The sequence below is a fragment of the Evtepia sp. genome (genome assembly GCF_056797215.1).
In genome coordinates, this window is record NZ_JBQILM010000025.1 from 1 (window position 1) to 4,165 (window position 4,165).

Genomic DNA, 4,165 nt, shown 5'->3' on the forward strand with positions numbered 1-4,165 from the left:
ACGAAGCGCATCCCCTCCAACAGCCCTGCCACGCCGGGGATGTTGTGGGTCCCCGCCTCCAAGCGGTCCGGCAGGAAGGGGGGCATCTCTTGCAGGCGGGACGCACTCCCTGTGCCGCCATAGAGCAGCGGTTCCCCCGCCGCCCGGCGGCACAGCAAGAGCCCGGTGCCCTGGGGGCCATATAGGCCCTTGTGGCCGGGCATGGCCACATACTCCGCCCCCCAGTCCTCCAAGCGCAGGGGCAGCACCCCGGCGCTCTGGGCGGCGTCTACGATCAGGGGCACCTGCCGCTGGCAGCACAGCTTCGCCACCTCCGCCACCGGCAGGATGTAGCCAAACACGTTGGACACATGGGTACATACCACCACATCCACGCCCCCCCTCAGGCTCTGTTCCAGCTCCTCCAAAAAGCGGTCCGGGGCAAACAAGGGGGCCCGCACCGCCCGGATACGCACACCGGGGATCGCAGCCAAGGGCCGGGTGACGGCGTTATGCTCCCAGCCGGAGAGCAATACCGTGCTGTCCGGCTGAACCAGGCTGCGGATGGCGATGTTCAGGCCGTGGGTAGCGCTGGTGGTCACGATCACCCGCTCCGGCTCCTCCACCTGGAACAGCCGCCCCGCCATCTCCCGGCAGGCCAAAAGGATGCGGGAGGCCCGGGCTGCGGGGCCATAGTCCCCCCGGCCGGGGCTGGCCATGGTGGCGGTGGCCCGGGCCATCGCCCGGGCCACCATGGGGGGCTTTTGCAGGGTGGTGGCGGCACTGTCAAAATAGATCAAAGCGTCACCTCCTGATAGCCATAATCAGGGGAGTTTACATAGACCCCCAAGTAGGGCAGGCGCAAACGGTTCAGGACGGTCAGCGCCCGGGACAGGTTCCGGGCCGCGACCTTCACCGAATAACTGCACCCGGAGGGAGAAATCTCCGCCGGGGAGCGGAGAATCCGCGCAGGGATGCCCGCACGCTCCAAGCCGTTGGCTACCCGCTGCCCATAGGTCAGGGATCGGCACATAATGAGATAATACATAAAACTAGCTCCTCCCACGCTCATCTTATGCGCGGGAGGAGGAACGGTGTCAAATTTCCCCGACTGCGGGGTTTTTCAGGGCTTGGAGCAGGACCACAGCGTGGGCGGCGATGCCCTGCTCCGTCCCGGTGAAGCCCAAGCCCTCTTCTGTGGTGGCCTTCACGCTGATGCAGTCCACCGGCACCCCCATGGTCCGGGCATAGTTCTGCCGCATCTGGGGGATGTGCCCTTTCAGCTTCGGCTGCTGGGCCAGGATGGTCATGTCCGCGTTCTCCACCTGCCATCCTGCCTGGCGGAGCAGCTCCATCACCCGCCCCAGCAGGGTCAGGCTAGAGGCCCCAGCGTAAGCTGGGTCGCTGTCGGGAAAGTGGGTGCCGATGTCCCCCAGGGCCGCCGCCCCCAGGAGGGCGTCCATCAGGGCGTGGGTCACCACATCCGCGTCGGAGTGGCCCAACAGCCCCAGGTAGTGGGGAATCTCCACCCCCCCTAAAATCAGCTTCCGGCTGGACACCAGCCGGTGTACATCGTAACCGTGGCCAATGCGCACAGCGCAATCCTCCCCTCTTGTCACAGTCCCCGCCGCTGCGCCAGGATGATTTCCCCGTGGAGCAGATCCGACGGGGTGGTGATCTTGATGTTCTCCTCCTGGCCCTTGGTGAGATACACAGGAAAGCCCAGGCGCTCTACCGCCCCGCAATCGTCGGTGAGGGCTACTTGGTCCTGCTGGGCCTTGGTGAGGGCCCCTTTGATGAGTTCCGCGTCAAAGACCTGGGGGGTCTGCACCGCCATCAGCGAAGCACGCTCCAAGGTCTCCGCCACCACCCCGTCCTGGACCCGCTTGATGGTGTCCTTCACCGGGATGGCCGGAGCTGCGGCCCCCCGCTGGGCAGCAGCCTGGATGGCCTCCTCCAATACCTCTACAGTGAGGAAGGGCCGGGCTCCATCGTGGATGGCGATGAGGGTAGCGGCGGGGTCCGTCTCCTTCAGCCCCGCCAGGACGGAGTCCATCCGCTCCGCTCCCCCCTTCACCAGCCGGCGGACTTTCGTAATCCCCTGTTGGCTGCACAGGGCACCTACGCTGACCATCAAGTCCTCTCGGGTGACGATCACAATCTCATCCACCAGCTCTGAGACCTGCAAGGGGGCCAGGGCGTGGAGCAGCAGCGGGGTCCCCCCCAGGGGACAGAGGACCTTGTCGGTCCCCTCCATCCGCGTAGCCCGTCCCGCTGCCACCACGATAACAGAACAGAAGGGCCGGGTTGGCTTCCGCTTCCCGAACAGCAAATTGAATAAACCCATACGATCTCCTCTTCCCCGGCTTCTGCCGGGCACACTGGAAAAGGAGCCTGGCGGTGCTCCCGGCGGCTCCTTCTCTCTTTCGTGTCTCCTACCTATTTTCATGGGTGGGTCGCCTGGTCCACCCGGCACTCCGCCTCCTGATAGCTGATGTGCTGGGCCAAGCCGATCTCCGAGGCCATGATCTGCCTGGCGGTGTGGAGCATTTTCCGCTCCCCGTTGGAGAGCCCCCGGCGGCTGTCACGCCCAGAGAGACCCTTTACCACCTTGGCCACCTCCAAGAGGTTGCCGCTTTTCAACCGGAGCATATTGTCCCGATAACGGTGGTTCCAGTTGGTATCCATCTGGACTTCCAGGTGGGATATCTCCCCCAAAACCTGTTCCGTCTCCGCCCCGGTGAGGATGGAGCGTACACCGATGGCCTCACAGGTATCCGTAGGGATCATCACCAGCATGTCTCCGCTGGGTAGTTTCAGGCTGTAATAGTCCCGGACGATGCCATTTACCTTCCGTTCTACGATCTCATCCACAATGCCGGCACCATGCATGGGATGTACGATCTTGTCTCCCACCCGGAACATAGTATTCCCTCCTGGATTTCCCTATGTACTTGTTGCTTCCACTTCCTTCTCTCTGTTGCGTCTGGCAGTATCTGCCCTTTCATTGTTTTATATTGTATACCTTTTCCCATTGTTTTTCAAGGTTTTTTTGCAACAGGACAGCACAACCCTGGGATTCTTTCCCCGTCCCTTCTGCGTGACAAATGGTAGGCGACATGATATGATAAACTTTGCACGTATGCCCGCGAAAAAAGCAAGGGCTTTTATGGGGCAGGCATGCTGGGGGGTGATACACCGTGAACACCTGCCACACAGTGGGCTCAATCAAAGCAGGGCCCTTACACCAGAGAAAGGAACCGAATCTATGAAAGAGATTGACAAAAAGAGACCCATTCTTATCCTGATTGCTGTCGCCATTGCGCTGCTCTCCTTCTTCGGCGCATCCAGGGTTGCCACCTCCATGGACTTCCACGCCAACAGCATTTCCACCTTGGAGGAAAAGAAAACCACCGTCCTGGAACTGACCGCCGCCGCGGCCGCGGCCTCTGCGGCAATCACCTTGCTCCCCGGAGATACCGCCACCCCCATCGCCGACAAGCTGGCCGACCTGAGCACCCACTTCCTCATCGTCCTGTGTGCCATCTTTTTGGAGAAATACCTCCTGACCCTCACGGGGTACGCCACCTTCAACCTTCTCATCCCCCTTGCCTGCCTGCTCTACATCATCCACTTATTTTCTGGCATGGATATGCTCAAAGCCCTTGGCCGGAAGCTATTCCTGTTTGGCTTGGTGATTGTCCTGGTTATCCCTGTCAGTGTAAAGCTGTCCAACCTCATTGAGGACACTTACCAGGCCTCCATCCAAAACACCATTGAGACCGCCAAGGACGCCGCCCAGGAGGCACAAACAGAGGAAGGCAGCGACGAGGAAAACAGCTCCCTCTTCTCCTGGATTGGGAATGGAATCTCCAACGTCACCTCTGGTATCACAGAAAAGGTGGGGGGCATCATCAACAACTTCCTGGAAGCCCTGGCCGTTATGCTCATCACCTCCTGCGTCATTCCCATCCTGGTCCTGCTGTTCTTCATCTGGCTGGTCAAAGCCACCTTCTCCCTCAGCCTGCCTGTCAGCTACAGCGCCGCCTTCCAACGGGCCAAGAACACCCGCAAGAGCCTCAAAGAAAAGGAAACACACGCCGAGAAAAAGGACCACGTAAACCTCCCGTAACAAAGCCTCGCAGGCCACAGCCTCTATGCAAAAAGCGTGCGCCGCCAAGAAACT

The 4,165-nt window shown here is 61.0% G+C and carries 6 protein-coding genes; 1 reads left to right on the plus strand and 5 read right to left on the minus strand.

Translation table 11 applies throughout. The annotated features are described in order from the left end of the window. From ACTOZL_RS06855 to ACTOZL_RS06875, 5 genes are all read right to left on the minus strand, one after another. Nucleotides 1–779, minus strand: a 779-nt coding sequence (locus tag ACTOZL_RS06855; RefSeq protein ID WP_482477467.1) for an aminotransferase class V-fold PLP-dependent enzyme, incomplete at its 3' end; no start/stop codon positions are given. Continuing rightward, nucleotides 776–1,012 carry a putative Se/S carrier protein gene (locus tag ACTOZL_RS06860; protein ID WP_482477468.1) on the minus strand — a complete coding sequence of 79 codons (237 nt, stop codon included), beginning with the start codon at nt 1,010–1,012 and terminating at the stop codon, nt 776–778. The genes ACTOZL_RS06855 and ACTOZL_RS06860, both read right to left, overlap by 4 nt. A gap of 64 nt (nt 1,013–1,076) precedes the next feature. Beyond that, nucleotides 1,077–1,574 (minus strand): 2-C-methyl-D-erythritol 2,4-cyclodiphosphate synthase, encoded by a 498-nt coding sequence (gene ispF, locus ACTOZL_RS06865; protein WP_482477469.1) that lies wholly within the window; start codon nt 1,572–1,574, stop codon nt 1,077–1,079. 20 nt (nt 1,575–1,594) lie between these two features. Next, nucleotides 1,595–2,326 carry a 2-C-methyl-D-erythritol 4-phosphate cytidylyltransferase gene (ispD, locus tag ACTOZL_RS06870; protein WP_482477471.1) on the minus strand — a complete coding sequence of 244 codons (732 nt, stop codon included), beginning with the start codon at nt 2,324–2,326 and terminating at the stop codon, nt 1,595–1,597. Between the two features lie 98 nt (nt 2,327–2,424). Next, entirely contained in the window at nt 2,425–2,904 is a 480-nt protein-coding gene (locus tag ACTOZL_RS06875) for a CarD family transcriptional regulator (protein ID WP_482477472.1), read from the minus strand. Nucleotides 2,905–3,247: 343 nt separating this feature from the next. Here ACTOZL_RS06875 and ACTOZL_RS06880 point away from each other — a divergent pair, with 343 nt between their 5' ends. Next, a complete protein-coding gene (locus ACTOZL_RS06880; RefSeq protein ID WP_482477474.1) occupies nt 3,248–4,111 on the plus strand; it encodes a hypothetical protein in 864 nt (287 codons plus the stop codon). The last annotated feature ends 54 nt before the right edge of the window (nt 4,112–4,165 follow it).

What these genes read in the sequence shown, in the direction of transcription:
- ACTOZL_RS06880 (WP_482477474.1), top strand. Translation starts at nt 3,248, where the DNA reads ATGAAAGAGATTGACAAAAAGAGACCCATTCTTATCCTGATTGCTGTC.
- ACTOZL_RS06860 (WP_482477468.1), bottom strand. Translation starts at nt 1,012, where the DNA reads ATGTGCCGATCCCTGACCTATGGGCAGCGGGTAGCCAACGGCTTGGAG.
- ACTOZL_RS06875 (WP_482477472.1), bottom strand. Translation starts at nt 2,904, where the DNA reads ATGTTCCGGGTGGGAGACAAGATCGTACATCCCATGCATGGTGCCGGC.
- ispD (WP_482477471.1), bottom strand. Translation starts at nt 2,326, where the DNA reads ATGGGTTTATTCAATTTGCTGTTCGGGAAGCGGAAGCCAACCCGGCCC.